Genomic DNA, 24,365 nt, shown 5'->3' on the forward strand with positions numbered 1-24,365 from the left:
TCACTTTTACAGCATAAAACCGCAGGAAGCAGTCAAACGAAAGCCTCCTGCGGCTGATTTTCTAAATCTTATTTGTAGTTTACGATCTTTCCGAAATCAGCTTTCAGAGATGCTCCACCTACAAGTCCGCCGTCGATATCAGCCTGAGTGAATAACTCTGCTGCATTTCCAGCGTTTACAGATCCGCCGTACTGGATACGGATAGCTTCTGCTGTAGCTTCATCATATACTTCAGCGATGCATGCACGAATACCAGCGCAAACTTCTTCAGCCTGCTCTGTAGTAGCTGTCTTACCTGTTCCGATAGCCCAGATTGGCTCGTAAGCGATCACTGCTGTCTTAGCCTGATCAGCTGTTACATTCTGGAATCCAACTTTCACCTGCTGGCGGATGAAATCCATTGTTACACCCTGTTCTCTCTGCTCCAGAGTCTCTCCACAGCACATGATTGGTGTAATACCATGCTCGAAAGCTTTCAGCATTTTCTTATTTACTGTCTCGTTTGTCTCTGCAAAGTATTCTCTTCTTTCAGAGTGTCCAAGAACAACGTATTTTACTCCTGCATCTGTAAGCATAGCCGGAGAGATTTCTCCTGTATATGCTCCGCTTTCTTCAAAATACATATTCTCAGCACCAACCTGGATATTGGTTCCCTTTACAGCCTCTGCTACAGGGATAATGTCGATTGCAGGTACGCAGAATACTACGTCTACATCTTCATTAGCTACTAATGGTTTTAATTCTTCAACTAAAGCTACTGCTTCACTTGGAGTTTTGTTCATTTTCCAGTTTCCGGCTACGATTTTCTTTCTTGCCATCTTTCCAAATCTCCTTATTCTATTTATCGTTAGCTGCTGCTACACCCGGGAGTTCTTTTCCTTCAAGGAATTCAAGAGAAGCTCCACCACCTGTTGAAATGTGTGTCATCTTATCTCCATATCCCAGCTGGTTAACTGCTGCTGCAGAATCTCCTCCGCCGATGATTGTTACAGCGTCTGTGTCTGCAAGTGCTTTTGCAACCGTTTCTGTTCCTTTTGCAAATTTAGGCATCTCGAAGCATCCCATTGGTCCGTTCCATACAACTGTCTTAGCATCTTTTACTGCATCGCTGAAGATCTTAGCTGTCTCTGGTCCGATGTCGAGTCCTTCCCATCCTTCCGGAATCTCTCCAGCTTTTACTACCTGAGTATTTGCATCATTAGAGAAATCATCTCCGACAACGTTATCTACAGGAAGAAGGAGTTTTACACCTTTGGCTTTTGCTTTTTCGATCATGTCAAGTGCATACTGGCAGTAATCTTCTTCCAGAAGGGATTTTCCGACTGTTCCGCCCTGTGCTTTTGCGAATGTATATGCCATTCCTCCACCGATGATCAGAGTATCTACTTTGTCAAGAAGGTTCTCAATTACAGAAATCTTGCTTGAAACTTTTGCTCCGCCAAGAATTGCTACGAATGGTCTTTCCGGATTGTTGACTGCATTTCCAAGGAAATCAATTTCTTTCTGCATAAGGTATCCAACAACTGCTGTATCTACGTATTTTGTAACTCCTACGTTAGAGCAGTGTGCACGGTGTGCTGTTCCGAATGCATCGTTAACAAATACGTCGCAAAGAGAAGCGAGATCTTTACTGAATGCATCTTCATTCTTTGTCTCTTCTGCTCTGTAACGTGTGTTTTCAAGGAGGATAACATCTCCATCTTTCATCTCAGCTACTGCTGCTTTCGCATTTGGTCCAACAACTTCCGGATCAGCTGCAAATTTTACTTCCTGTCCAAGGAGTTCTGAAAGGCGAACTGCTACAGGAGCAAGAGATAATTCTGGAACCGGCTGTCCCTTCGGCTTTCCAAGATGAGAGCAAAGGATAACCTTTCCGCCATCAGCGATTAATTTTTTGATTGTAGGAAGTGCTGCAACAAGACGATTCTCGTCTGTAATCTTTCCATCGATAAGTGGAACGTTGAAGTCACATCTTACAAGTACTTTTTTCCCTTTTACGTTAATGTCGTCTACAGATTTTTTATTAAGCATAGTACTGCCTCCTGGTTATATATTTTATAACTGCAAAAAGGATCCGGCCCAATAAGACCGGACCCTTTGTGAGTCTTAATTCATGCTTTAAATTATGCTAATTCAGAGAAGTATTTGATTGTTCTTACCATCTGGCTTGTGTATGAGTTCTCATTGTCATACCAAGAAACAACCTGAACTTCTGTAGTTCCGTTTTCCAGTGGAAGTACCATTGTCTGAGTAGCATCGAATAATGAACCATATCTCATTCCAACGATATCGCTAGATACGATTTCATCTGTGTTGTATCCGAAGGACTCTGTAGAAGCTGCTTTCATAGCTGCGTTGATTTCATCAACTGTTACATGTCCTTTTACAACTGCTGTAAGGATTGTTGTAGATCCTGTAGGTGTTGGTACACGCTGAGCAGATCCGATTAACTTTCCGTTCAGTTCTGGGATAACAAGTCCGATTGCTTTTGCAGCACCTGTGCTGTTAGGTACGATGTTAACTGCAGCTGCACGAGATCTTCTGAGGTCACCTTTTCTCTGTGGTCCGTCAAGAGTCATCTGATCTCCTGTGTAAGCGTGAATTGTGCACATGATACCAGACTCGATTGGTGCAAGATCGTTAAGAGCTTTTGCCATTGGAGCCAGGCAGTTTGTTGTACAAGAAGCTGCAGAAATTACTGTATCTTCTGGTTTCAGTGTTTCGTGGTTTACGTTATATACGATAGTTGGCAGGTCGTTTCCAGCTGGTGCGGAAATAACAACTTTTCTTGCTCCTGCTTTGATATGAGCAGATGCTTTTTCTTTAGATGTATAGAATCCTGTACACTCCAGAACTACGTCTACACCGATCTCTCCCCAAGGAAGTTCTTCAGCGTTAGCTTTAGCATAGATTTTGATTTCTTTTCCATCAACGATGATAGAATCATCTGTTGCTTTTACAGTATCAGCTAAAGCGTATTTTCCCTGTGAAGAATCATATTTTAACAGGTGTGCAAGCATCTTAGGAGATGTTAAGTCGTTGATTGCTACAACTTCATATCCTTCTGCTCCGAACATCTGTCTGAATGCAAGACGTCCAATACGTCCAAATCCATTAATCGCTACTTTTACTGCCATGATTAATTCCTCCTAAAGTTTGTTTATTAACTACTTATGCAGTCTACATTGTGAAATCTTTCTCAAGCCCTTTAGAAGCTCTATCAAGACCTCTCAACTGCTAATAATTGTACTTTATCTGATACAAAATTTCAAGAGGTTTTCCTATTTTTATATAAGTTGCTTAAAAACAGGCTTTTGTTCAAAAAATTCTGTATAATATTTAAAGCCGCAGGACTTCAAAATTTCTTCTGCCTTTGCAAAATCATACGCAATATGCTCCGGTTTATGTGCATCGGCTCCAATCGTAATGATCTCACCGCCAAGCTCACGATAACGCTTCAATACATCCGGATGTGGATGTGCGAACGGAAGGCCATACTTCAATCCGGCCGAATTCACTTCCAGACCCTTTTCCTTCTCAATCAATAGTTTCAAAATCTCGTCTATAATATCCGCATAATCTGTATACGAATATTCTTTTTCCCTTGATTTTCCATATCTTACAACATAATCCAAATGACCAAGTGTTTGAAAGCAGTCCGAAGTTCTCACATTTTCCAGCGTTGTCTCCATCATCAGACGGTACGCCTCTTTGTCAGTACGGTCTGCAAAAAGCTTTTCTGCCGCAGGATCAGTATATAATATGTTCCCTTCCACATCTTTCTTATACGGAACATTGTGAACCGATCCAATCACGAAATCAAACGGATATTTCTTCGTCAGTTCTTCATAATAATCTTTCAGATATGTCCTAAGTCCCAGTTCTATTCCAATCCTGATATTCAGTTTTCCTGCATATTCTTCCTGAAGTTTCTGCATTTCCACAAAATAAGCATCCACATCAAAGATACCTTCTTCTCCCCATTCCAGATCATCCTTGTCAAAATGATCCGTAAAGCAAATGGTTTTCAACCCTTTTCTGACTGCCTCATCCGCCATATCGCATGGACAGGCTTCGGAATCCGTTGAAAACCATGTGTGCATATGCATATCCGCCTGTATCATAACTTATTCCTCTTTATTTTGTATTTTATCAATATTCTTTATGTTTCCTACTTATCCGCAATGATCGTTCCGCCGCCAAGTACGTATTCTCCGTCATATAATACGACAGCCTGTCCCGGTGTGATCGCTCTCTGCGGCTCTTCAAATGTACAGAGGATCTCATCTTCTCCCGTCTTTTCAACAGTACACCATGCACCTCTGTGATTATAACGAATCTTCGCCCACACTCTTTTCGGCTCTGTCAGATCTTCTACTGTCATGAAATTCACCTGATCTGCGCGCACATAACGGGACATAGATTCCTCATTTGATCCCACTACAACTTCATTGGTTTCCGGGCGGATCTCCAATACGAACACCGGATGTCCGAGAGACAGTCCCAGACCTTTTCTCTGTCCCACCGTATAATGAATGATTCCTTTATGTTTTCCGACAACCGTTCCATCCGAAAGCACGAAATTGCCCGGCGTAATCTTTGCATCTGAATTTTCTTCGATATAAGACGCATAATCTCCATCTGACACAAAGCAGATATCCTGACTGTCCGGCTTATGTGCAACAAGAAGGCCTATTTCATCTGCCATTGCACGGATCTGATCTTTTGTATATTCTCCAACCGGCATCAGTGTCTTCGAAAGCTGATCCTGTGTAAGGTTATAAAGTGCATATGTCTGATCTTTTGCCGCAGTCGCAGAATTACGGATTGCATATCTTCCATTCGACAGCTTCTCTACCCTAGCATAATGTCCCGTTGCTATATACTCCGCACCAATATCAAGGCTTCGCTTTAACAATGATTCCCATTTCACATATCGGTTACAGGCGATACACGGATTCGGCGTTCTGCCATGCAGATAATCATCGATAAAATAATCAATAACATTTTCTTTAAATTCTTTTTTAAAATTCATGACATAATACGGAATATCCAGCGCTGCCGCCACTCTTCTTGCATCATCCACCGCGCTCAGACCACAACAGCCGCCATGTTCTTCCATCGCGGCTTCTTCTTCATCCTGCCAGATCTGCATCGTAACTCCTATTACATCATATCCCTGATTTTTTAAAAGCCAGGCTGCCACGGAGGAGTCAACCCCTCCGGACATCCCGACTACAACTTTTTTCTTTTCCATATAAAGTTCTCCGGCTTAGTATTCTTCCTCTTCTGCCTCTTCACCTTCGTGAATGTCAGACTTCGGTTTCTCGAGTCCTTCAATCTTAATATCATGCTTCTCTGCGTAGTCCCATAAAGCTGCGTGGATTGCTTCCTCCGCAAGCAGTGAGCAGTGTACTTTTACCGGCGGAAGTCCGTCAAGCGCTTCCATAACTGCTTTATTTGTAACTTCCATTGCTTCCTGGATCGTCTTTCCTTTTACCATCTCTGTCGCCATACTGCTGGTTGCAACAGCTGCACCACATCCGAACGTTTTAAATTTTACGTCACGGATGATCTGGTTTTCATCGATATCAAGGTAAATTCTCATGATATCTCCGCATTTTGCATTTCCTACCGTTCCGACACCGCTGGCATTTTCAATCTCTCCTACATTTCTTGGATGTTCAAAATGATCCATTACTTTTTCTGAATACATATCTCAATTACTCCTTTTATATCTTTTATCTGATTTTTTATTCCTGTCTCTGTTATTTCTGTTTTTTGATAAAGTCTTCATACAGAGGAGACATTTCTCTTAAATGTGCAACAATTTCTTTCAGATTGTCTACAACATAATCAATGTCTTCTTTCTCAATCTCTTCGTTCAATGTCAGACGCAGAGATCCGTGTGCAATCTCATGCGGCAGACCAATCGCAAGCAATACATGGGACGGATCCAGTGATCCGGATGTACATGCAGATCCGCTGGATGCACAGATTCCTTTCATATCAAGTTTGATCAGAAGAGATTCTCCTTCTACAAACTGGAAGCTGAAGTTGGCATTGTTAGGAAGGCGGTCTGTTCTGTGTCCGTTCAGACGGCAGTAAGGGATTTCATTCAGGACTCTGTCGATCAGATAATCTCTGACTTTTCTTTCTTTCGCTGTTCTTTCTTCCATATTCGCTGCTGCACGTTTTGCTGCAGTTCCGATTCCTACGATTCCCGGAACATTCTCTGTACCTGCACGGCGTTTTCTCTCCTGTGCTCCGCCATGAATAAATGAACGGATCTTTACTCCTGTACGGATGTACATGATTCCGATTCCCTTCGGTCCGTTGAACTTGTGTCCACTGGCACTTAACATATCAATATGACATTCATCTACATTAATTGGAAGCTGTCCGAAAGCCTGTACCGCATCTGTATGGAACAGGATTCCATGCTCATGAGCGATTTCTCCGATCTCTTTGATCGGCTGAATCGTACCAATCTCATTATTTGCAAACATAACAGAGATCAGGATGGTTGTCGGACGGATTGCCGCTTTTAAATCATCCAATTTTACTTTACCATCTTCATCTACATCCAGATATGTGATCTCGAATCCTCTTTTTTCAAGATATTCCGCTGTATGAAGAATTGCATGGTGCTCAATCTTTGTTGTGATAATGTGATTTCCTTTGTTGGCATAAGCTTCCGCTGTACATTTCAATGCCCAGTTATCAGATTCGGATCCGCCGCCTGTGAAATATATCTCATTCGTCTTTGCACCGATCATTTCAGCAATTGCATCTCTCTGCTGGTTGATCACTTCTTTATTTGCAGCCGCAAAGCTGTAAACACTGGATGGATTTCCGAATTTTTCTGTAAAATACGGAAGCATCGCTTCTACAACTTCCGGTGCTGTCTTTGTTGTTGCCGCATTGTCAAGATATAATAATTTACTCATTTTATCTCCTCCATTTTTTTGTATATTCTGTAATATTTCTTTTATCAGATTTCTTTCCGGCCAATTACTGACTGCATTTTGGATTCTCACATTCGCCATCCGGATTGATGCTTTTGCTCTCTCTGATCAGTTCATCCAGCATGATCTGGTTCACTGTGTCATTGATACTGTCATTAATCTTCTGCCATACGTACTTTGTCACGCATCCGTCTGACGCCATGCACCCTTCTCCTGTTGTGGTATCAAAGGCCGCACACTTAACCGGCTCCAGACTTCCCTCCAGTGCCCTTAAGATATCTCCGACAGAGATTTCCGATGGTTTTTTCTCCAATACATAACCGCCAGAGGCTCCACGAATGCTTTTCACCAGCCCCGCCTTTTTCAGAAGTGCTACAAGCTGTTCCAGATATCGTTCTGAAATTCCCTGTCTTGCGGCCACACTGCCGATTGACACCGGTTCTTTCTCACTATATCTGGCAAGATCTATCATGGCACGCAGTCCATATTTCCCTTTCGTGGAAAGTTTCATCTTATCACCTCTTTTAATCCCCAGTATTTTACTAGGATTTTTACTTCTGTAGAATATCACTGCTTTTTGGTTCTGTCAAGCACTATTCCGGAATAACTTATAAAGATACAATCCTGTCATAAAAAAGGAGTCTTTCATGTCCAGAAAGCAAGCACTTATACGCGGAACCGCAGTTCTCACAGTCACGAGTCTGTCCACCCGGTTTATGGGATTTTTCTACCGCATGTTTCTGAGTCATACCTTCGGGGAAGAAAATGTAGGGCTGTATCAGCTTGTCTTTCCTGTCTATGCACTTGGTATCTCTCTATCCTGCGCAGGGATGGAACTCGCCCTGTCCCGATGCGTTGCCAGGGAAGCCGCGGCCGGCAGAATGCAGAAAACACGGGAATTGTTAAAAACGAGTCTGATCTTTACTTTTTTCATTTCCTGTATGATCTCTCTTTTCATCCGGCAGAATGCAGATACCATTGCGCTGACTTTCCTCCGCGATTCCAGATGCAGCAGTCTTTTGTTCTTATTATCTTACACATTTCCATTTGCATCCATTCACAGCTGCATCTGTGGATACTCGCTGGGACTGAAACAGACAAAGATTCCGGCTGTATCCCAGCTTCTGGAGCAGGCATTCCGTATTTTGTCCGTCATTGTCATCTGTATGTACTGTTCCGGACAGGGGCAGAACATCTCGATCGCATTCGCTGTAGCCGGCCTCACATTCGGAGAGATTGCCGCTTCTTTTTACAGCCTGCACTCCATCCGGCAGTCCTGGAAGCCGATTTCAGAAAAAAGCAGAAGTGTTTTCCTTCCCCCTGCCGCATTCCGCCGGCATTTACAGAGACTTCTGGAACACGCTCTTCCACTTACCGCAAGCCGCGTATTCTTAAATATCCTGCAAAGTGTGGAAGCTGTCTCTATCCCTGTCTGCCTCCAATATTACGGAATGCCGGCTGCACAATCCCTGCAGACCTATGGTGTTCTTACCGGGATGGCACTTCCGTGTATTTTATTTCCATCCGCAGTTACCAATGCCGTTTCTTCCATGCTTCTGCCGACGGTAGCCGGGCTTCAGGAAATGAAAGACCGGCAGCAACTTCGTTCCTTAATTTTAAAAATCACCTGTTCCTGCATTTTGCTTGGATGTTTTTGTTGTGGTGTTCTTCTGATACTCGGGAAATGGATTGGAATTTTTCTGTTCAAAAGTCCGCTTGCCGGAAATTTTATTCTGACACTCGCATGGATCTGTCCGTTTCTGTATACGAACACTGTACTTCTCAGCATGATCAACGGACTGGGAAAGACTACCTGTTCTTTTCTGTTCAACCTTTTCAGCCTCTGCATACGGATCACCGGTGTCTTTCTTTTCATCCCCGCCGCCGGAATCAGCGGATATCTGAACGGTCTGCTGATCAGCCAGATATTCCTGTTTCTTTGCTGCATTCTCCGGTTATCTGTATACGCCGGCAAATATTAACTGATTTTCTGCACAAAAAAAGAACCGATACATGATATAAAACATATTTTTTCATGTATCGGTTCTTTTATTCTACATTTTTGTATATTTACAGTGTCTTCAAAAACAAGCCTGTAAGTACCGGATTTACATAACACTCTGTAATGATCCCCAGCATCAGAAACAGGCCAAGCCGGATACTTCTTCCCGCATCCCATCTCACCATTGGATATTCCAGCATATAGCGGAATAACACGATCCCTGCCATTACATAAAAGATTCCCTGTGGTGCAAGTGCGGTAACGATGAGTACGATCCCTTTGCTTCCTAATTTTATGATTGCCATACAGATTACCATACCAAAACAGAATCCAAGCCATACCACTGTCAGCATAACTGCCGTTTTCCTGTAGCGCGTTCCTGCTGCAGCCAAAAGCAGCACAAACGGAGTTCCTCTGCTTTTTACCAGATACCACAAATACGCTTCATATACGATGTCTGCCCGGTTATATTGTTCCAGAAAATACTGGTTCAGTATTCCGATATCCAGCACATACTGTTTCATCCAGAGATTTGCACTGCATATCCCTAGCAAAAAACCTGTCATTCCTGCCAAAAGCACATATTTTTGTTCGCCTTGTATCCTCACACAGCATTCTCCTTTTTTTCGTCCGGATACTTCATTATATGTGCTATTCCCGTGGATATGCTTTTATCGCAGTTTATCTGTTCTATGCATTCTGTCCATGCAGATATTTCGACTCATACGCAAGGATTGCTGCCATCGTCTTGGAATCCTGAATCTTTCCTTCAAAGATCATCTCCTTGAGTTCTTCCAGTTTGTAAGCTTTCACATCTACAAATTCATCTTCATCCAGATGCTGTTCCCCCGGAATCAGATTCCTTGCAACAAAGACTTCAATTCTTTCATCACAGAACGCAACCGTTGTACGGATTGTAAGGAGCCATTCCAGATCATCGGAACTGTACCCGGTCTCTTCCTTCAGTTCCCGAGATGCACATACAATCCCTTCTTCATCCGGATCATCCAGCTTGCCCGCTGGGATCTCCAATGTATCTCTTTCCAACGCATTCCGATACTGTTTTACCATCAGTATCTTACCATCATCCATAACCGGAATAACTGCTGCCGCTCCGTCATGATGGATAAAATCCCAGTCTTCCGTATTTCCATTGGAAAACTTCATATGGTCTTTATATACTTTCAAAACAGTCCCCTGGTATGCCAGTTCTCTTCCCATACGCTTTACGTCTTCACTCATATCTTTTCCTCCCGATTCTGCTATTTGTTTTGATAACAAAAAACCGGCTGACACATGGATCAACCGGTTTTTGTCATTCATTTATCTTCTACTTGGCATAGTCTGTAACACGTGACTCACGGATTACATTGACTTTAATCTGTCCTGGATATTCTAATTCAAATTCAATCTGTTTCGCAATATCTCTAGCCAGCAATACCATATCTGCATCAGATACTTGTTCTGGAACTACCATAACACGAATCTCTCTACCTGCTTGAATTGCAAAAGATTTATCAACACCCTTGAACTGGTTGGTGATATCTTCTAATTGTTTTAACCTGTTTGTGTATGTTTCTAATGTTTCTCTTCTTGCGCCCGGCCTTGCTGCCGAAATCGTGTCTGCAGCCTGTACCACACACGCAATCAGAGTTTCCGGTTCTACATCTCCGTGATGTGCTTCTACTGCATTGATCACAGTAGCAGATTCTTTGTATTTTCTACAAAGATCCACACCAATCTGAATATGAGAGCCTTCTACGTCATGATCGATCGATTTACCGATGTCATGAAGAAGTCCTGCACGTTTTGCAAGTCTGACATCTAATCCGATCTCTCCTGCAAGAAGTCCTGACAACTGAGCCACTTCAACGGAATGCTTTAAAGCATTCTGTCCGTAACTTGTTCTGAACTTCATACGTCCGAGAAGTTTGAGCAGTTCCGGATGAATTCCGTGCACTCCAACTTCCAGTGCGGCTGATTCACCCTCTTCACGAATCATCGTGTCAACTTCTTTCTGCGCTTTTTCAACCATCTCCTCAATTCTTGCCGGATGAATACGTCCGTCAACAATCAGCTTCTCCAGCGTGATTCTTGCAACTTCTCTTCTTATCGGATCAAATCCGGAAAGAACCACTGCTTCCGGCGTATCATCAATAATGAGTTCTACACCCGTCAGCGTTTCTAAAGTACGGATATTACGTCCTTCACGTCCGATAATTCTTCCTTTCATTTCATCACTTGGAAGCTGTACAACCGAAATTGTAGTTTCCGCAACATGATCTGCCGCACATCTCTGGATAGCAGTAACAACATATTCTTTTGCCTTCTTGTCTGCCTCTTCCTTTGCCTGCGCTTCTAATTCCTTGATCATCTTTGCAGTGTCATGTTTTACATCTTCTTCAACAGTTTTTAACAAATATTCTTTTGCCTGTTCGGAGGTAAGTCCTGAGATTCTTTCTAGTTCCTGTACACGTTGCTGACTCAGCTCTTCCACTTTCGCTTCGCGCTGCTTCAGTTCTTCTTCTTTCGCTGTAAATCCTGCTTCTCGTCTTTCAATGGCCTCTGATTTTTTATCAAGAGCTTCCTCTTTGGAAAGTACACGCTTCTCGTAACGCTGCAATTCCGATCTGCGTTCCTTCGTCTCTTTTTCAAGTTCGTTCTTATTTTTGATAGACTCTTCCTTGATTTCCAAAAGAGACTCCTTCTTCTTGGTCTCCGCTGTCTTTACTGCATCATCAATGATCTCTCTGGCCTTTGCCTCTGCATTTCCGATTTTGGATTCTGCATTGTTCTTCAGGTTGGAGACTGTCAAAAAATGACTGAGCACAGCGGCCGCAACAGCCACAACGATAAGTACGATTGCTACAACAATCATTGTTCCTATCGGCACAGGAGCACCTCCTTATTAAATTTTCATTGTACGATTATTACAACAAAACAATTTTATACTTTTTACACAAATATGTCAAGCTTTCACTCACAAACTTGTAACACATTGCGGACATCCTGATAACTGAATCCTTTACGCATCAGATAACCCATCATTTTCTGTTTTTCCTTCACATCGGCTGTTTCCGGATTATAACTTCTCTTCCGCATCAGTGCCTCGATCGCCTGTCTGGAATCTTTCTCCCCGTAGTCCGCTTCTTCAAATACCTGTTCTACAATTTCTGCCGGAACCCCTTTTTGCAAAAGTGCCGCATAAAGTTCTTTTTTACTTTTCCGATCTTTCCTGCTGTCAATAAAACTCCTTGCATATTCCATATCATTAATGTAGCCGAAGGACTTCACATACCGGATTGCCGCCTCCACTGCATCTTCCGCATAGCCGCCCTGTTTTAACTTGGTCCTAAGCTGTGATTCTGTTCTTCCCATATCGGAAAGCAGATGCATTGCCCGCAGCTTCGCCCTCTTGATAACGATCAGACGGAGGCTGTCATAGATGTCATCTTCGATCACAGATTCTTCCGCTATATGATAACGGGACAGTTCGCCCTTATAGAGAGTAAAGGCAAACTGTCCGTCTAAATACACTTTATATCTTGTCTTTGACAGCGGTTCTATCTTCGTAACCGTCATCATATATTATTCTTCCTCTTTTGTGATTCCTTCTGCTGCAGCTTCTTCGGTCTCTTCCATGTCACCTTCCGCTCCAATATGATAGTGTGCACGGATGTTCTGCTCCAGCTCTTCCATGATCTCCGGATGTTCGGAAAGATATGTCTTCGCATTCTCTCTTCCCTGACCGATCTTGTCACCATTATATGCGAACCATGCGCCGCTCTTGCTTACCAGATCACATTTCACTGCAAGATCCAGGATATCTCCTTCTTTGGAAATTCCCTTACCGAACATAATATCGAATTCTGCCTCTTTAAACGGAGGTGCAATCTTATTCTTCACGATCTTCACACGGGTTCTGTTACCAACCATCTCACCGCTCTGCTTCAGTGTCTCAATTCTTCTGACATCCATACGTACAGACGAATAGAACTTCAGCGCACGTCCACCGGTTGTAGTCTCCGGATTACCGAACATTACGCCCACCTTCTCACGCAGCTGGTTGATAAAGATAACTACGCAGTTAGACTTGCTGATTACCGGTGTCAGCTTACGAAGTGCCTGGGACATCAATCTTGCCTGCAGTCCGACATGGCTGTCTCCCATATCTCCTTCGATCTCCTGCTTCGGAACCAGTGCGGCAACAGAATCGACTACGATAATATCCATTGCTCCTGATCTTACCATTGTCTCTGTGATCTCCAACGCCTGATCTCCACTGTCCGGCTGTGAAATATAAAGTTCATCAATATCTACTCCGATATTCTTCGCATAAACAGGATCCAGCGCATGCTCTGCATCGATAAATCCTGCAATACCGCCTCTCTTCTGTACTTCTGCGATCATATGTAATGCAACCGTCGTCTTACCGCTGGACTCCGGTCCATAGATCTCAACAATACGTCCCTTCGGTACTCCGCCAAGTCCCAGTGCAAGATCCAGACTTAATGAACCGGTAGGAATGGTCTCTACTGCTACCTGTGCTGACGGATCTCCCAGACGCATAACTGTTCCTTTACCAAAATCTTTCTCTAATTTTGCGATCGCCGCATCCAATGCGCGCTTTTTATCTTCATTTGCCATGTTAATTCTCCTTTTTCGTTCATCGAACGAGTGTTCGTCCTTTGGTTAATATAGTATTATACTTCATCCCGAATGTCAATATTTAATTTTTCCCTCATCATTTTTCTCTTGTATATTCTGGAATACTCTACAGAAATGTAAAAGAATACAACCATCTGTGATTCAGACATATTTAACATACCACACAAGGCTTTCCAGCGTCAAGAATTTCGCCATTACTATTTTCATGCATTTTTCCCAGGTTCTTTTTTCAACCGCACGCTCCGTTACAACCACATTTTCTGCAATTTTTTCATCAGCAAGATAATACGAAACGGTTCCTGCTTTTTCTCCTTTTTTTACCGGTGCTTTTTTGCATTTTACCGTCTTTATTTCCATGCGGATCTCTTCTTCCTCCCGCAGCAGGATTTTTTTTGATTTCTCGCTGTTCTTCACTCTCAACGAGATCTTTTCTGAGGTCTGATACGGAATTTCCGGATCAAATGCATCCACTACCAGTAATTTATCCGGTACCGTATTCCTGTACACTTCCCGGTAGTGATAATGTTCCAGTCCATACTCCATCAACCTCCTTGTATCTTTCCATTTATATCCTTTATTATCCGGCCATCCGCATGCCAGAAGTGCCACGATAAAGGTACGCTCATCCCGTCTTAAGCTTCCCACATAACAATATCCCGCCTCTGCCGTAAATCCCGTCTTGCCGCTCAGTGCCCCGTCCATCATATCCAGGAATGCATTATGATTATGACACGAAAATGTACGCTTCCTGTCTGTATCCTGGAACTGATATTCCTTCGTCCGGGTCACTTCAAGAAATGTCTCCTTTTCCCCGGATGTCATAATACAGTACCGCATGATCTTCGCCAGGTCTTCCGCCGTTGTAAAATGTACGCCGCCTTCATCTTCCGCATCCAGTCCGTTCGGCGTAATGAAGTGGGTGTTCTTGCAGCCGATCTCTGCAGCTTTTGCATTCATTTCTTTTGCAAATTCTTCTACACTTCCGGCAATGCCCTCTGCCACAGCCACAGCGCTGTCATTATGCGATTCCAGCATCAGGGAATACAACAGGTCTTTGATGTAGAACACTTCCCCTTTCTGCATCCCAAGATGTACCTTCGGCTGGGACGCAGCCTGATCCGATACTTCTATCGTCTGATCCGGATGTTCCCGCAAGTATTCCAACGCAAGGATACACGTCATAATCTTCGTTGTACTTGCCATCGGACGGACCACATCTGCATCCTTCCCGAACAATACCCGGCCGCTGTCCGCATCCATCAGCACCGCCGATCTGGCATAAAGTTCTGCCGGTTCATCCCCGAACACCCGCTTCGCATTCTGCGCAGCAGCATCGTTCTCCGTTCCATCCGTCTGCTTCTGTGCCTCTTTTTTCCCCGATTCGGTCAGAATCTTCCCGGCAGTCTCCGTATTCTCTGCCCACCTTTTATTCCTTGATTCCAGACTCTGTATACGGCATGCCATGCCCATGCTGGCAATCAATACCACCAGCAATACCACCGATACGATTTTATGCGGCCGTCTTTTCATATTTCTCCACTCCGGGTATATTCCGTTAAGAAAATATATGCCCGAAAAAACAAAAAAATCACTCCACCGGCTGTCTGCCGCGTGAAATGATTTTCCATGTTATTTCCTGCCACATCTTCTATATATCTAATTTTAACTGTACTTCTTCTTCTGCTTCTTCCTTGAACGACTCTACCTGTTCCGGATTCGGACTTGGCAGATCATCCAGCGAATGAATACTGAACCGGCGCAGGAATTCTTCCGTTGTTCCGAAAAGGATCGGTTTTCCCGGAGCGTCCAGACGTCCTCTTTCGCACACCAGATTATATTCCACTAATTTATTCACCGCATGGTCTGATTTCACCCCGCGGATCTTTTCGATCTCAAGCTTTGTGACCGGCTGCTTATATGCAATGATCGACAATGTCTCCAAAAGGACATCGGTAAGAACGTGTTTTTTCGGCTGGGATGCCACACGGATCAGATATTCATACATCTCTGTTTTTGTACACATCTGATACGCACCGTCCAGTTCTATAATGCGGATTCCTCTATCTTCGGCCGCATATTTATCCATCAGCTTATGTATCACCTTACGGGTCGTTGCTTCATCCTGTTCCAATGCCCGGGCAATCTTCCCGACCTCTACAGAATCCCCCATTGTAAAAAGAATCGCTTCAATGATTCCTTCCATCTGTTTTATTTTTAACTTTGCCATGTTCTCTTCCCTATACTTCTTCCACTTTCGATGTGATCATAATCTCATCAAACGGCTGATCCTGTTCGATAAAAATCACGCCTTCTTTCATCAATTGCAGGATTGCAAGAAATGTAACGACTACCTGCACCTTGGAACTTTGCTTTTTTAACAGTGCACGGAATCCGAATTTTCTGTGAGATCTCGCATATTCCGTTACATAATCAAGCTTGTCCGGAAGTGTTACTTCTTCCTTCTCGATCTTGCCGAATTTACTTCGTACCGGGTCAACCTTACTTTCCTGCCGTTTCATCACTTCTTTGAAAATGCGGTTGAGCTGCACCAGCGTCAGATCGCCCAGCAGTTTATCCAGATCTACCGGCGGAACATATCCTTTCACTTCATCCGGGATCGATGCCGTCTTATACATGATCCGATCACCGTCCAGCTCCCGGTCTTTCAACTCATAGGACATGAATTTATACATCTTGTATTCCAGCAATTGTTCTACCAGTTCCTGTCTCGGATCCTCTTCTTCTCCCTCTTCGTTCACTTCTTTGGGAAGAAGCATCCTGCATTTGATATCCAGAAGCGTCGCTGCCATCACAAGAAATTCGCTCATAATATTCAGATCTTCTTTCTGCATGGCTTTGATGTATTCCATATACTGGTTCGTGATCTCAACGATTGGAATATCGTAGATATCTATTTTATTTTTTTCAATCAAATGTAACAGCAGGTCTAACGGACCTTCAAACACCTGTAATTTTACCGGAATTCCCATACACATCCTCCATTGTCATAACTTAATTATTATACAGGACATCTGGAAATTACTCAAGTCTTTATCTTTTATTTACCTTCTCTCATTTACATCTCTTCCGAAGTGCCGGACAGTTCAAGAACGATCAGTTCCGGCCAGTTCCACAATCTTACCGGCACAGAATGTGTTCCCAGTCCGCGGCTTACGACCACCGTCTGTGCTCCTTCCCTGTATATTCCTCCGGAATATTTTGGAAATAGTGTAAAATCCGGTGAAATCACCCCGCCGATCCCCGGAAGCTGCATCACACCCCCGTGATAATGTCCGCTCAGTATCAGATCTGCTCCATATTCCAGATATTCCTGTATATATCCGGGATGATGTGCAAGCAGGATCTGATATTCCTCGCCGTGCTCTCCAATACGGTCTGTGATTTCTTTTAACGGAAGGTCTTTCTTCCCCAATCTTGCATATGCCCCAAGCGGAATCTCCAACCCGGAGATTCTTACAGGTGCTTCATCCAATCTTACCGTCTCCGAAGTATTTTCAAGCATATAGATTCCGCATGCTGTCAGTGCCTTCTTATATCCTTCATAAGACTGTTCATACTTATCCGGCAGTTCTTTCAGCTTCTGTTCATGATTACCATTCGCACAGTAGACCGGGCAGATTTCCGGAAGTTTTTCCAGGAAGCGTACCGTCCTGTCATAGGAATTGCCATCCTTTCTGACCAACATATCCCCTCCGATCAGGATCAGATCCGGATGTTGGTTTTTGATGCTTTCCAGCAAGCGCTCATTTTCTTTTCCGTACATCCGGTTGTGCAGATCACTCAAAAATATGATCTTCTTTGTCCCCCTGATTCCATTTAACTTCGGCGAACAAATCCGGTACTTTGTCAGACGGAAATCCCGCAGTTCTCTTGCCGTTTCTATCATACAGTATAAAATGAAAACCGTCATAATTATCAGAATTATTTTTATCAATTTTAATTTCTCCTTTACATATTGATTTATTATATAATTCTTTCTGTTCATTTTCAATTAATTGTGCTAAAATTCATTCTTGTAGGTTATTCAATTCATTATAAGGAGGTTTTTGTTATGAATATACCAGAACGAATCTCCGCTCTTCGCGCATTAATGGAAGAACGAGGATATGACGTCTACATGGTTCCTACCGATGATTTTCATCAGAGTGAATATGTCGGCGATCATTTTAAAGTAAGAGAATATATCACAGGATTTACAGGTTCTGCCGGAACTGCTGTCTTCACAAAGGATGAAGCAGGCCTCTGGACTGACGGAAGATATTTTCTTCAGGCTGACCAGCAGTTAGCCGGAACAGGCGTAAAGCTCTATAAGATGGGCGAGCCAGGCGTTCCTACAGTAGAAGAATTTATTGCTTCTGCATTACCGGAAGGTGGTACACTCGGATTCGACGGACGTGTCGTTGCCATCGAAGAGGGAGCTGCACTGGAAGAAGCCGTTGCTTCTAAAAATGCCAAGATCAACTATTCCGAAGATCTTGTCGGAGAAGTATGGACAGACCGTCCTGCGCTTTCTGAAAAGCCGGCTTTCGCACTCGGCGAAGAATACACAGGTGAAAGTACAGAGAGCAAACTTGCACGTGTCCGTGAGGCTATGAAAAAGGCAGGTGCCGATGTACATGTTATCGCTGCACTTGACGATGTATGCTGGATCACGAATTTACGTGGAGATGATGTAGATTTCTTCCCATTATTACTTTCTTATGCAGTCATCACAATGGACGAAATGAAACTTTACATCGATGAACGCAAATTAAATGACGATATGAAAGCTGATCTTGCAAAGAACAACATCACCATCCACCCGTATAATGCAATCTATGAGGACATCAAGAACTTAGACACTGCATCTACTGTTCTGGTAGACCCGAACCGTCTGAACTATGCATTGTTCAACAACATTCCTGGCGGCACAAAGGTTGTTCAGCAGGTGAACCCGACGATTGCAATGAAAGCAAAGAAAAATGATGTCGAGATCAGAAACATCATCAACGCTCATAAAAAAGATGCCGTAGCCATGACAAAATGGATGTACTGGCTGAAGACAAATATCGGCAAGATCGAGATCACAGAGCTCAGTGCTGCTGCCAAACTGGAAACATTGCGTAAAGAACAGGAAGGTTACTTATGGCAGAGCTTTGAACCAATCTGCGCTTCCGCTGAGCATGCTGCGATCGTTCACTATGAACCGACTCCGGAGACAGATGTTCCTCTGACACAGAACGGATTATTCCTGACCGATACAGGCGGAGGATACTTAGAAGGTTCTACCGATATCAGCCGTACTTTTGCATTTGGTGAACTCACACAGCAGATGAAAGAAGATTTCACAACTGTATTACAGTGTAACTTCAATCTTGCACATGCCGTGTTCCTTGAAGGAACTACCGGATACAACCTGGATGTTCTGGCCAGAATGCCGGCATGGAGACGTGGCATCAACTTTAACCACGGTACCGGACATGATGTCGGATATCTGATGAACATCCACGAAGCTTCCTGCGGATTCCGCTGCGCAATCCGTGAAAAAGAGCAGGATCCTTTGATGGACGGACTTGTCATCACAGACGAACCTGGTATCTATATCGAAGGCAGCCACGGAGTCCGTACAGAGAACGAACTTCTGGTAAGAAAAGGTCCTAAGAATGAATATGGACAGTTCCTGTACTTTGAACCTATCACATACGTACCGATCGATCTGGATGCGATTATTCCTGAAATGTTAACCGATCAGGAGCGCGAGCAGTTAAATGAGTATCATAAGAAAGTTTATGAGATTGTTGCTCCGCATCTTAGTGAAGAGGAACGTGAGTGGTTGAAGGAATATACTCGGGCTATTTAAATTTAGTTGGGATTTAATTTATTAACCGGGGAAGTGGCCTCTCAGTCCTTGAAGGAAACAATAGATAAGGCTTCTTGTTCAGGTTCCATACCATAAGAAACACTAAGAGAGTCAGAACCACCTAAAAGCAAAGGAACTACGCTCAAACTCGGCGTTCGCCTCAAACACGTTCGCTTCGTTCCTTTAACGGTGCTTCTGACTCTCTAACTGTTTCTAACGGCATTCCACATTCACAATAATCCTTATCTATTGTTTCCTTCAAGTCGTGACTGGCAGCGAATGTTAATAAATAAAATGCCCGGAAGTGTAACCCGGCGGAAGCCACTACGGTTACGCATTTGCCATTTCATTCGTAAGGCATTTGATACACACGGAATAAAACTTGGAAAGGTGTTCCAGTGAATGTGAAAGAGGCGTTGGTAATTCTTAAGGGGTAAAATTCTGCGTTAGGTTTTCAAAATTTGACTGTCTGAGGCGTATGCCGAGTTTCAAATTTTGAAAGCCTGCTTTTAGCAGAATTTTGCCCCTTTAGAATTGACCCGCCGATGGAACCTGAGCAGGAACGCCTTTCCAAGCTTTATTCCGGTTCGGGTATCCACAGCCTTCCTGAATTAAATCCCAAAATACTCTTCCAGCACATTTTCCAACGCACTGCCGTAATTTTGTTTCTCAACTTTTTCTGTCGTAACAATATCTCTTGCTCCAATCTTGTTTCTATCCAGATAATAGACTGTTTCACCTACTTTTTCGCCTTTTTTTAATGGTGCTTTTACATTCTTGTCTTTTCTTGTTTTGCTCTTTATTTTGGACAGGTCAGCGCCTGTGGTGTCCACGTAGGTGAATGTATCTTTCTGACGTACCTTCACCTCTTTTTCCGTCCCGCCTCTGACTTCGACCGGTGATATCTTCTTTTGTTCTTTTTCTGTATATTTCTGACATTTTCCGAAACCATAATTCAATAAAGTGATCGCATCTCTGACTCTGGCTTTGCTGTCGTCTGCTGCCATGATCACGGCGATCAGATCGATGTCGCCTTTCCTTCCGGTTGCGGATACACAGAATTTGGCTTTACTGGTAGAGCCGGTCTTTAACCCGGTTGCATATTCATACTGACGGATCAGTTTGTTTGTATTCGTAAGTCCGAATTCTGATTCGCCCTTTTGGGTTTTATGTGTGATATTCTCCATCCAGATGTTACAGTAATCGAAGATCTGCGGATATGTAGTGATCAGTTCTTTTGACATCAGTGCAATATCTCTTGCCGTTGTCAGATGACCTTCTGCATCCAATCCGTTGCAATTTACAAAATGTGTATTTTTCATGCCAAGATCCTTTGCCCGTTTGTTCATCTTTGCAACAAATTCTTCTTCGTTTCCACAGATATATTCAGCCATTGATACACAGGCATCGTTTGCGCTGGCTACAGAGATACATTTGATCAGCGTATCTACCGTCTGTGTCTCCCCAGGCTCCAGAAACACCTGTGAACCGCCCATGGACGCCGCATATTCAGATGTTGTCACTTCATCCGCCAGCTTGATCTGGCCGCTTTCCAGTGCATCGAATATCAACAGCAATGTCATAACTTTTGTTACACTTGCCGGTGGTAATTTCTCATCCGGATTTTTCTCATATATGATCTGTCCTGTTGACGCTTCCATCAGAATTGCCGACGGTGCACTGATCTGCTCCTGTTGTCTTTTCTCATTTTCTTTATTATTTTCTTGTGAATTTTCCGGTTGATTCTCTTCCGGCGGAACTGCATATACCGGTTGTAAAAATAGTACAAAAGACATTAGTATTGCACTGATACATCGTCTATGCCGCATCGCATCTGATTCCTCGCTGACATCCTTTCGATTATTATTATCTTACTCGGAGAAATTGTACATTATTCCATCCACCTATTGTTTTCCCACTCCGAAAATCATATAATAGACAGGAACACATTTTGAAAGGATGACAAAATTATGAAATTCATATACCCTGCAGTATTTCACAAAACCGAAGAAGGACACTATAAAGGATATTTCCCGGATCTGGAATGTTGTTATGGTGAAGGCGAGACTTTAGATGAAGCCATTGAAAGTGCCAACGAAGCTGCACGCGACTGGATCACACTGGAACTTTCCGAAGATGATCCATTGATCCCATATGTATCTGACATTGAAGATATTGAAGTAAAAGAAGGCGAGATCGTCCGCAATATTTCTATGAACATCCGCTTCTACGAAGGCTGGGACGAATAGTCATTTTTAATCTGAAAATATTTCCAGATTATGAAAACACTTCTAGTGTATTAATTGTATTTCTCCACATACTATGGATGTAACGACAAGGAAAAAGTTACAAAGTTACCAAAAGGAGGAGTATAAAAAATGGCAAATCGTTCATCAAACAAAACAGCCGTACCTGAAGCAAAGGGTGCATTAGACAAATTCAAGTACGAGGTAGCAAGTGAACTTGGAGTTCCGTTATCAGATGGCTACAACGGAGACCTGACATCCAGACAGAATGGATCTGTCGGCGGTTATATGGTCAAGAAAATGATCGAACAGCAGGAAAAACAGATGGCAGGTAAATAACCGCACAGTATCTGTAACAGGCTGGAAACACAGAATGAAAAACTAAAAGATCAAAAAATCAACACATGACTTCTATCATACGAAGTTGTCATGTGTTGATTATTTTTTTGCCGCTATATCCATCCATATCTGCGGAATGTACCATATAAACAATCCGATTACAGCACAACTTCCGCCGCATTCTCATAATTCGGCAGTTTCCGGATCCATTCTTCATCTTCTTCTGTGAGCTGGTCTGCCGCCTCGTTTGCCATCTGAAGGATCTTCGCATCCTGATAGACATCTCCCAGTTTAAAGTTCATAAGACCACTCTGACGGATTCCAAAAAGGTCTCCCGGTCCGCGGAGTCTTAAGTCTTCACTTGCGATCTTGAATCCGTCATTCGAATGATTCAGGATATCCAGCCGTTTTTTTGTTTCTTTCGATTTTGACGCACTCATGAAGATACAGTAGGACTGGTGTTTTCCACGTCCCACACGTCCTCTCAACTGGTGAAGCTGAGCAAGGCCGAAACGCTCTGCATTTTCAATCATCATAACCGTTGCATTCGGCACATCGATTCCGACTTCGATCACAGTTGTCGATACCAGTATCTGGATCTCATTTCTTCCGAAACGATCCATGATATCGTCTTTCTGTGCCTGCTTCATCTTGCCATGCAGACAGGCTACCTGGATCTGTTCTCCCATCTCTTCCTGAAGTGCCACCGTATAATCCGTAACATTTTCCGCTTCCATCGTCTCACTTTCTTCTACCATAGGGCAGATTACATAGCACTGCCGTCCTTCTGCGATCTGCTTTTTCATGAAGTTGTAGGCTGTGTTGCGGTATCCGGTATCTACCACGCAGTTTTTGATCGGCAGACGATTTGCAGGAAGTTCATCGATCATCGAGATGTCCAGATCTCCGTATAAAATGATGGCAAGTGTTCGCGGAATCGGTGTCGCACTCATGACTAACACGTGCGGCTCCCCGCCTTTTAACGCAAATGTTTCTCTCTGTTTTACTCCAAATCTATGTTGCTCATCGGTTATAACAAGTCCCAGATTATCATAACTTACGGTCCCCTGGATCAGCGCATGTGTTCCGATGATGATTTTCGCCAGTCCGCACTCGATACGGTCATATGCCCGCCGTTTTTCTTTTGCTGTCATAGATCCCGTCAGAAGTTCTACCTTGATTGGAATATCATACTCTTCGAACATCTTCGTAATATTCTCATAATGCTGTCTTGCAAGCACTTCTGTCGGTGCCATCATTGCTCCCTGACAGCCATTGAATGCCGCATTCATCAGTGCAAGCACCGCAACGATCGTCTTACCGGAGCCCACATCTCCCTGCACCAGCCTTGACATCGTCTTCTCCGAACCGAGATCTTTTTCAATCTCTTTCCAGACCTTTGTCTGTGCGCCGGTCAGTTCAAACGGCAGACTCTTCAGAAATGTCTCTACCTCCGGGCGTGACTGCATCGGATAATTGTTTTCCAGACGTTCATTTTTCTCCTTTAATCTCCTGATCGACAGAATAAACTCTAAGAATTCCTCGAATACCAGACGTTCTCTCGCATGATAAAAGACTTCTTTATCTTCGGGAAAATGGATTCCTCTCACAGCATAGTTATATTCCGCCAGACCATATTTCAAACGCAGGGAATCCGGCAGGATCTCTCTGGTAAGATCCAGGCCGTCCAAAGCCTGTTTCATAGCCTTCATGACCATGTTGTTGGATAGTCCGGAGGTCAGACCATAGACCGGCTGTAATGTATGCAGTTTCTCTTCATATTTTGCAGATGGATAGAATATCTCCGGATGCTCCATAACCAGATCACCCGTTTTCTTGCGAACGACTCTTCCACGCAGGGTGATCACACCTCCGCCGGATAACGTATTCCGCAAGAATGGCATACGAAACCAGATTACCTTTAATATTCCGGTAATATCTTTTACATACAGCGTTGTCACCTGCATCCGGCTGCTTCCGGATACCTGCACACGACCGTAGATTGCGCCTGTAACGGTCTGGATCTTGTCTTCTTCCAGTTCACTGACAGGCACCGCTTCCTCGTACACATCATATCCATGCGGATAATAACGGATCAGATCACCTACCGTATGTATATTGATCTTTTCGAAGAGCTTTTTCGTCTTCTCTCCGATTCCTTTCAAATCTCCGATATCTGTCTTTTCTATCATACGATGCTTCCTTCCCTCCATCCTGTAAATCCAATCTCTTCATCACAAAACTCATCCGGATACAAAGAACCGGATCTATATACCAGGAGC

General features: G+C 43.5%; 23 protein-coding genes. 4 read left to right on the forward strand and 19 right to left on the reverse strand.

Annotated elements, in window-relative coordinates; genetic code table 11:
- Positions 1 to 68: 68 nt before the first annotated feature.
- The 8 genes from tpiA to NKF87_RS07645 form a co-directional block, all read right to left on the reverse strand.
- Positions 69 to 818 carry a triose-phosphate isomerase gene (gene tpiA / locus NKF87_RS07610; protein WP_253583370.1) on the reverse strand — a complete coding sequence of 250 codons (750 nt, stop codon included), beginning with the start codon at positions 816 to 818 and terminating at the stop codon, positions 69 to 71.
- 19 nt (positions 819 to 837) lie between these two features.
- Positions 838 to 2,031, reverse strand: coding sequence for a phosphoglycerate kinase (locus NKF87_RS07615; RefSeq protein ID WP_006427596.1), 1,194 nt, complete (start codon positions 2,029 to 2,031; stop codon positions 838 to 840).
- A gap of 92 nt (positions 2,032 to 2,123) precedes the next feature.
- Positions 2,124 to 3,137: a type I glyceraldehyde-3-phosphate dehydrogenase gene (gene gap, locus NKF87_RS07620; protein ID WP_006427597.1), complete on the reverse strand. Its 1,014-nt coding sequence runs from the start codon at positions 3,135 to 3,137 to the stop codon at positions 2,124 to 2,126.
- A 150-nt stretch (positions 3,138 to 3,287) separates the two neighbouring features.
- Complete coding sequence (locus NKF87_RS07625) at positions 3,288 to 4,124, reverse strand: histidinol-phosphatase HisJ family protein (RefSeq protein WP_173791862.1); 837 nt, start codon at positions 4,122 to 4,124, stop codon at positions 3,288 to 3,290.
- A 47-nt stretch (positions 4,125 to 4,171) separates the two neighbouring features.
- Positions 4,172 to 5,257: a tRNA 2-thiouridine(34) synthase MnmA gene (gene mnmA / locus NKF87_RS07630; RefSeq protein ID WP_055181892.1), complete on the reverse strand. Its 1,086-nt coding sequence runs from the start codon at positions 5,255 to 5,257 to the stop codon at positions 4,172 to 4,174.
- A gap of 15 nt (positions 5,258 to 5,272) precedes the next feature.
- Positions 5,273 to 5,716: a Fe-S cluster assembly scaffold protein NifU gene (gene nifU, locus NKF87_RS07635; protein ID WP_118224126.1), complete on the reverse strand. Its 444-nt coding sequence runs from the start codon at positions 5,714 to 5,716 to the stop codon at positions 5,273 to 5,275.
- A gap of 52 nt (positions 5,717 to 5,768) precedes the next feature.
- Entirely contained in the window at positions 5,769 to 6,950 is a 1,182-nt protein-coding gene (gene nifS / locus NKF87_RS07640; protein WP_253583371.1) for a cysteine desulfurase NifS, read from the reverse strand.
- A gap of 64 nt (positions 6,951 to 7,014) precedes the next feature.
- Positions 7,015 to 7,479 (reverse strand): RrF2 family transcriptional regulator, encoded by a 465-nt coding sequence (locus tag NKF87_RS07645; protein ID WP_044924177.1) that lies wholly within the window; start codon positions 7,477 to 7,479, stop codon positions 7,015 to 7,017.
- 136 nt (positions 7,480 to 7,615) lie between these two features.
- Here NKF87_RS07645 and NKF87_RS07650 point away from each other — a divergent pair, with 136 nt between their 5' ends.
- The gene (locus NKF87_RS07650) at positions 7,616 to 8,950 is read left to right on the forward strand and encodes a polysaccharide biosynthesis protein (RefSeq protein WP_253583372.1); all 1,335 of its coding nucleotides are present in this window, start codon (positions 7,616 to 7,618) and stop codon (positions 8,948 to 8,950) included.
- Positions 8,951 to 9,038: 88 nt separating this feature from the next.
- Here the strand turns inward: NKF87_RS07650 and NKF87_RS07655 are convergent, their stop codons facing one another.
- The 9 genes from NKF87_RS07655 to NKF87_RS07695 form a co-directional block, all read right to left on the reverse strand.
- On the reverse strand, positions 9,039 to 9,578 hold the full coding sequence (locus tag NKF87_RS07655; protein ID WP_253583373.1) for a stage II sporulation protein M: 540 nt from the start codon (positions 9,576 to 9,578) through the stop codon (positions 9,039 to 9,041).
- Positions 9,579 to 9,660: 82 nt separating this feature from the next.
- Positions 9,661 to 10,212: an NUDIX hydrolase gene (locus tag NKF87_RS07660; protein ID WP_117597399.1), complete on the reverse strand. Its 552-nt coding sequence runs from the start codon at positions 10,210 to 10,212 to the stop codon at positions 9,661 to 9,663.
- Between the two features lie 88 nt (positions 10,213 to 10,300).
- Positions 10,301 to 11,848: a ribonuclease Y gene (gene rny / locus NKF87_RS07665; protein ID WP_253584322.1), complete on the reverse strand. Its 1,548-nt coding sequence runs from the start codon at positions 11,846 to 11,848 to the stop codon at positions 10,301 to 10,303.
- A gap of 98 nt (positions 11,849 to 11,946) precedes the next feature.
- A complete protein-coding gene (locus tag NKF87_RS07670) occupies positions 11,947 to 12,552 on the reverse strand; it encodes a regulatory protein RecX (protein WP_055283519.1) in 606 nt (201 codons plus the stop codon).
- Between the two features lie 6 nt (positions 12,553 to 12,558).
- A complete protein-coding gene (gene recA, locus NKF87_RS07675) occupies positions 12,559 to 13,617 on the reverse strand; it encodes a recombinase RecA (RefSeq protein ID WP_028085816.1) in 1,059 nt (352 codons plus the stop codon).
- Positions 13,618 to 13,779: 162 nt separating this feature from the next.
- Positions 13,780 to 15,168, reverse strand: a complete 1,389-nt coding sequence (locus NKF87_RS07680; protein ID WP_253583374.1) for a D-alanyl-D-alanine carboxypeptidase family protein — start codon at positions 15,166 to 15,168, stop codon at positions 13,780 to 13,782.
- A 118-nt stretch (positions 15,169 to 15,286) separates the two neighbouring features.
- Positions 15,287 to 15,865, reverse strand: coding sequence for an SMC-Scp complex subunit ScpB (gene scpB, locus NKF87_RS07685; RefSeq protein ID WP_028085817.1), 579 nt, complete (start codon positions 15,863 to 15,865; stop codon positions 15,287 to 15,289).
- A gap of 10 nt (positions 15,866 to 15,875) precedes the next feature.
- On the reverse strand, positions 15,876 to 16,628 hold the full coding sequence (locus NKF87_RS07690) for a segregation and condensation protein A (RefSeq protein ID WP_117597397.1): 753 nt from the start codon (positions 16,626 to 16,628) through the stop codon (positions 15,876 to 15,878).
- An 86-nt stretch (positions 16,629 to 16,714) separates the two neighbouring features.
- Positions 16,715 to 17,593 (reverse strand): metallophosphoesterase, encoded by an 879-nt coding sequence (locus tag NKF87_RS07695; protein ID WP_253583375.1) that lies wholly within the window; start codon positions 17,591 to 17,593, stop codon positions 16,715 to 16,717.
- Between the two features lie 117 nt (positions 17,594 to 17,710).
- Here NKF87_RS07695 and NKF87_RS07700 point away from each other — a divergent pair, with 117 nt between their 5' ends.
- Positions 17,711 to 19,498 (forward strand): aminopeptidase P family N-terminal domain-containing protein, encoded by a 1,788-nt coding sequence (locus NKF87_RS07700; RefSeq protein WP_253583376.1) that lies wholly within the window; start codon positions 17,711 to 17,713, stop codon positions 19,496 to 19,498.
- A 611-nt stretch (positions 19,499 to 20,109) separates the two neighbouring features.
- Here the strand turns inward: NKF87_RS07700 and NKF87_RS07705 are convergent.
- Positions 20,110 to 21,294, reverse strand: a complete 1,185-nt coding sequence (locus tag NKF87_RS07705) for a D-alanyl-D-alanine carboxypeptidase family protein (protein WP_420315297.1) — start codon at positions 21,292 to 21,294, stop codon at positions 20,110 to 20,112.
- A 174-nt stretch (positions 21,295 to 21,468) separates the two neighbouring features.
- On the opposite strand from NKF87_RS07705, the gene NKF87_RS07710 reads away from it, so the two are divergent.
- Both NKF87_RS07710 and NKF87_RS07715 read left to right on the forward strand, forming a co-directional pair.
- On the forward strand, positions 21,469 to 21,747 hold the full coding sequence (locus NKF87_RS07710; RefSeq protein ID WP_173792050.1) for a type II toxin-antitoxin system HicB family antitoxin: 279 nt from the start codon (positions 21,469 to 21,471) through the stop codon (positions 21,745 to 21,747).
- A 129-nt stretch (positions 21,748 to 21,876) separates the two neighbouring features.
- A complete protein-coding gene (locus NKF87_RS07715; protein WP_028085823.1) occupies positions 21,877 to 22,083 on the forward strand; it encodes an alpha/beta-type small acid-soluble spore protein in 207 nt (68 codons plus the stop codon).
- Between the two features lie 158 nt (positions 22,084 to 22,241).
- Here the strand turns inward: NKF87_RS07715 and recG are convergent, their stop codons facing one another.
- Complete coding sequence (gene recG / locus NKF87_RS07720) at positions 22,242 to 24,275, reverse strand: ATP-dependent DNA helicase RecG (RefSeq protein WP_253583378.1); 2,034 nt, start codon at positions 24,273 to 24,275, stop codon at positions 22,242 to 22,244.
- Positions 24,276 to 24,365 lie beyond the last annotated feature (90 nt).

The organism is Dorea longicatena (genome assembly GCF_024168045.1).
Lineage (GTDB): Bacteria > Bacillota > Clostridia > Lachnospirales > Lachnospiraceae > Dorea_A.

Bases quoted from the DNA above. Each gene is read 5' to 3' on its own strand.
- tpiA (WP_253583370.1), bottom strand. From the start codon at position 818: ATGGCAAGAAAGAAAATCGTAGCCGGAAACTGGAAAATGAACAAAACT.
- NKF87_RS07615 (WP_006427596.1), bottom strand. From the start codon at position 2,031: ATGCTTAATAAAAAATCTGTAGACGACATTAACGTAAAAGGGAAAAAA.
- gap (WP_006427597.1), bottom strand. From the start codon at position 3,137: ATGGCAGTAAAAGTAGCGATTAATGGATTTGGACGTATTGGACGTCTT.
- NKF87_RS07625 (WP_173791862.1), bottom strand. From the start codon at position 4,124: ATGATACAGGCGGATATGCATATGCACACATGGTTTTCAACGGATTCC.
- mnmA (WP_055181892.1), bottom strand. From the start codon at position 5,257: ATGGAAAAGAAAAAAGTTGTAGTCGGGATGTCCGGAGGGGTTGACTCC.
- nifU (WP_118224126.1), bottom strand. From the start codon at position 5,716: ATGTATTCAGAAAAAGTAATGGATCATTTTGAACATCCAAGAAATGTA.
- nifS (WP_253583371.1), bottom strand. From the start codon at position 6,950: ATGAGTAAATTATTATATCTTGACAATGCGGCAACAACAAAGACAGCA.
- NKF87_RS07645 (WP_044924177.1), bottom strand. From the start codon at position 7,479: ATGAAACTTTCCACGAAAGGGAAATATGGACTGCGTGCCATGATAGAT.
- NKF87_RS07650 (WP_253583372.1), top strand. From the start codon at position 7,616: ATGTCCAGAAAGCAAGCACTTATACGCGGAACCGCAGTTCTCACAGTC.
- NKF87_RS07660 (WP_117597399.1), bottom strand. From the start codon at position 10,212: ATGAGTGAAGACGTAAAGCGTATGGGAAGAGAACTGGCATACCAGGGG.
- rny (WP_253584322.1), bottom strand. From the start codon at position 11,848: ATGATTGTTGTAGCAATCGTACTTATCGTTGTGGCTGTTGCGGCCGCT.
- NKF87_RS07670 (WP_055283519.1), bottom strand. From the start codon at position 12,552: ATGACGGTTACGAAGATAGAACCGCTGTCAAAGACAAGATATAAAGTG.
- recA (WP_028085816.1), bottom strand. From the start codon at position 13,617: ATGGCAAATGAAGATAAAAAGCGCGCATTGGATGCGGCGATCGCAAAA.
- NKF87_RS07680 (WP_253583374.1), bottom strand. From the start codon at position 15,168: ATGAAAAGACGGCCGCATAAAATCGTATCGGTGGTATTGCTGGTGGTA.
- scpB (WP_028085817.1), bottom strand. From the start codon at position 15,865: ATGGCAAAGTTAAAAATAAAACAGATGGAAGGAATCATTGAAGCGATT.
- NKF87_RS07690 (WP_117597397.1), bottom strand. From the start codon at position 16,628: ATGGGAATTCCGGTAAAATTACAGGTGTTTGAAGGTCCGTTAGACCTG.
- NKF87_RS07700 (WP_253583376.1), top strand. From the start codon at position 17,711: ATGAATATACCAGAACGAATCTCCGCTCTTCGCGCATTAATGGAAGAA.
- NKF87_RS07705 (WP_420315297.1), bottom strand. From the start codon at position 21,294: ATGTCTTTTGTACTATTTTTACAACCGGTATATGCAGTTCCGCCGGAA.
- NKF87_RS07710 (WP_173792050.1), top strand. From the start codon at position 21,469: ATGAAATTCATATACCCTGCAGTATTTCACAAAACCGAAGAAGGACAC.
- NKF87_RS07715 (WP_028085823.1), top strand. From the start codon at position 21,877: ATGGCAAATCGTTCATCAAACAAAACAGCCGTACCTGAAGCAAAGGGT.
- recG (WP_253583378.1), bottom strand. From the start codon at position 24,275: ATGATAGAAAAGACAGATATCGGAGATTTGAAAGGAATCGGAGAGAAG.